At 53.5% G+C, this 3,461-nt stretch carries 4 protein-coding genes and 2 pseudogenes; all 6 read right to left on the reverse strand.

Going from position 1 to position 3,461, the window contains the following annotated elements:
- Nucleotides 1-313: pseudogene (locus tag ACOSYY_RS07625) on the reverse strand (hypothetical protein); the annotation flags it as partial.
- 107 nt (nt 314-420) lie between these two features.
- Nucleotides 421-1,005, reverse strand: coding sequence for a Tll0287-like domain-containing protein (locus tag ACOSYY_RS07630; RefSeq protein WP_421661670.1), 585 nt, complete (start codon nt 1,003-1,005; stop codon nt 421-423).
- A 338-nt stretch (nt 1,006-1,343) separates the two neighbouring features.
- On the reverse strand, nt 1,344-1,925 hold the full coding sequence (locus ACOSYY_RS07635) for a superoxide dismutase family protein (protein ID WP_421661671.1): 582 nt from the start codon (nt 1,923-1,925) through the stop codon (nt 1,344-1,346).
- A 149-nt stretch (nt 1,926-2,074) separates the two neighbouring features.
- Nucleotides 2,075-2,608: a c-type cytochrome gene (locus ACOSYY_RS07640; protein ID WP_421661672.1), complete on the reverse strand. Its 534-nt coding sequence runs from the start codon at nt 2,606-2,608 to the stop codon at nt 2,075-2,077.
- A 49-nt stretch (nt 2,609-2,657) separates the two neighbouring features.
- Nucleotides 2,658-3,134, reverse strand: a complete 477-nt coding sequence (locus ACOSYY_RS07645; protein WP_421661673.1) for a c-type cytochrome — start codon at nt 3,132-3,134, stop codon at nt 2,658-2,660.
- Nucleotides 3,135-3,230: 96 nt separating this feature from the next.
- Nucleotides 3,231-3,461 (reverse strand): annotated as a pseudogene (locus ACOSYY_RS07650) (DUF1264 domain-containing protein); the annotation flags it as partial.

Here is a 3,461-nt window from a genome sequence, read left to right on the forward strand (position 1 = left end):
CCATCAGCGCATGCAGTTCGAGTTTTGCGATCTTGGTATCGGCTTCCAGCTTAGCCTCTGTACGCTTGAAATCCAGTTGCAAGGCCTTAAGCTTTCCGATTTGCTCCGGTGTCAGCCCGATTTCTTTGGCATGCTTCAGCAGATGCGTCAGATAGTGCCCGCTGTGGTCGCCCTGTGCATCCTGATCATGACCACCACTATGCGTCATCATCTTCCCGTGGCTTTTATCGACAAGGACGGGGACCGCTGTCATCGCGACGGCCAATGCGACTCCTCCAAATCCAGCGACCCACGGTCTCTTCAACTTCGTCATGACCAATACCTCCAGTGTTAGATCAATAACATCTGATAACCATGACCGACCCTCTTGAGGATCGGATCAAGCGGGACTCTCCCGGAAATGCCACGTTTGTTGATCACTCACTCAGATACAGGAATTGAAATCAGCACTCCGCCCAACACATCCTTGAGTTTATAATCACGCTTCGCGCTGCGGGGGTCGGCGTTATGACAGGTCACACAACTTTCCGAAACGGCATGGTCTGCGTAGACGGCTTGAAAGTATCTGCCGCCTTCCTCCTTGACGAGGCCCTTGTATGGCTGCTCCGGATGCGTCCTCACCGCCTCGAGTGCCTTCTGTTCAAACTCAGTTCGCGGGCCGTTCTGCTTGTTGATTGGATTGAGGCTGATCAATCGATATCGCACTTTGCTTCCCGTCAGCTCGGCCAAGCTGGACGACTCCTGAAAGAATTGGGCCGGAAGAGGGAGCGCTCTTTCCGAACGCCATTTCTCCGACGACTCGATCACGCCTCTCGTTTTCATACGCTCCACGACATGGACCGTATAAAATGTCCTATCGGCCGCCAGCACTGAATGGATATAGTCCACAACCTTCTCCAGTGGAACGCTGCCCACTGAGTCCTTGCCGGCAAGACCTGCTCCGCAGCCCCCGAGCACACAGAGCGTGATGCTCAATCCCCCGATAAACCATTTCCTTGTTGACATGACACCCTCCCTTTGATCGACCATCGGAAAACTTACTTACATCCGTTTTATTCACAAAACCTTGATCAGCTCACCTTATCGACTAAGAGCCATTTTACTCACGATTGAATTCAAAGACATCCGGTGCGATTCCGATGCCATCCAGGATATGTGCGACGGAAATAGATGAAATGGCGGATCGAGGCGGTCATACACACAAGAAGGGTGCTGATGTGATGCAGGAATACCCAGGACAGATTGTCCAATGGGGAAAAGTGCAACATGGGATGGGAAGACAGAGTTGTCGTCCTCGGCTACGAAGGGTGCGACAGTAGAGCATCGCGAACTTCTGAACGTTACTACTGTTTGACAATGACTCCGCAGGCGATTCTCGCGCCGCCTGGAGCGTCCTTGTTCGGTGGATCAGGAAGGTATTTGTCCTGAAATTCATGGATAATGAAGGCGCTGCCATCACTGTCGAACAGCGTATTCAACCCATTCGAGAGCGTCACTCGGCTCGTGACGGTATAGAGCGAACCTTTTCTATCATCATCGACAGATAGATTCTGCAGATCCCCAAGATGATAGGGGTGGTTGCCCAGGCCTGGATTGATGGTAGCCTCAGGGTTCATCTGGGAATCAACGTTGCCGTCGTAATGCCCCTTGGCGGCTGAAAATGGCTCGCAGCTTCCGGCTTCGTGGATATGGATTGCATGCAACCCTGGAGTCAGTTTGCTCTCCGGTGTTCCCCGGACTTTCAGCTTGATGCGCACGCGTCCTTCATATTCCTCGTACAGGTCGGCTTCCCCTGTAATGCCTACCCCCGCAATTGCCGCCCTTGCTTTGAGCTTGGTCTCATGCTTTCCCGTGTAATAAGAAGAACAGCCACCCATGAGCAATCCAATCACTAGCCCAGCTCCGACTTTGAACAGTGCACCCATATCGGCCTCCTTCTATAAGCTCCGAACCAGCTCTTACCTTAATATGACCGATCGTGACCCGCGATGAAATCGGTGATTCAAGTTTGTTCCATGATAGCGGCTGCCACCATCTGATTCAAATCGTTTGGACTCTACGGAGACAAAGACGATTACTCATCCATGCCGCCTCTTTGTCCCCGATGTCCCATTCCTCCCATCCCATCTCTGCCATCTGGTCCCATACTTTCTCGATGCCCCCTCATGCGTGGCCCGTGTCTCCGGGCGAAGGTGCGTTCGTACTGAATGAGAGCCCAGATCTCTTCATCGGATAAGACCTGACCAAACCCCACCATACCGGTGCCGGGCGAACCATGCTTGATGACCCAGAAAAGCTCTCCTTCTGCGCGATGTCGCCAAAATCCGTGATGCCGAAAATTACGAGGAGCGGGATTCAGTTTGGCCCCAGCTGATCCTTTGCCGTCTCCATTCGGTCCATGACAGGTAAAGCAAGTGCCCTTGCCGTTATAGAGCAGCCTTCCTTTTTCTATGATTTCCGGTGATGCCGGCAGAGGGTTTGTGAGAGCCCTGGCCTCCGCCAGCTTATCGGCGGGAACTCTCGGCTGCATCATGTGCCGTTCCGCTGCCACGACAGGAGCGGCCAGCGACACCGGCACGACAAGCAATGCGAATAGCTTAATCAGCATGACCTGACTCCCTTTATAGGTTGCGGCGTCTGCTCTCCAACCGGACCAGCTAGTCGGCGTGTAGGGTTTGATCCGTCCTCTCCAGGGCGAATGATCGTACGTATCGCAGCACCTGCCAAGCCTCTTCTTCCGTCAAGATAAGCGGCACAAAGGGAGCCATTGCCGTCCCCTTACTGCCGTTTTTTAGAATCCAGAATAGTTCTCCATCCGTTCGAGCAACCTGCCATTCTTTGTCGGTGAAGTTTCGCGGCAATGGTCCCTTCAGAATGCCCGGCTCAATGTCCTCTCCCAATCCTTTACCGTCTTTCCCATGGCAGGTCACACAGAAGGCCTTCCCATGGAACAGGCTTTTTCCCTTCTCAATGATGTCCTTGGTAGCCGGAAGAGGATTCGTCCATGTTCTGGCTTCATCGATTTGGTCAAGCGGCACGCGTGGCCTCAATACGGCTTCATCTGCTCCAAAGACCGGGATGCTCGGCAAATCGATCGCGGCCACAACTACTATGATCAAGAGATACGGGCTCATCGCTGCTACTCACAGTTCCCAACTCTTACGGACGATGGCTCGTCGACGGAAACGAGCCCACTCCATTGAAGACGAGGTTTGTCCTTTCAAGTGATCCTACTTATCGGAATATCCGGGAAACTTGTGTCCCAGGGATTGCGGGAAACTCACAGTACCATCGGGGAACTCTTGCCCATGCTGCCATAGGTGATAGATCACGCCGTCCGTCCCTGCGGCCGCCTCTGCTACCTTGGCGGCCTGTTCGGCGGGCATATCAAGAACTTGCACGCGCCCTGTCGCAATCTCCACTTTATGATCGTGGAAATGCCGGTGCCATTGGATCGCGGG

The organism is Nitrospira sp. BLG_2, from assembly GCF_049222245.1.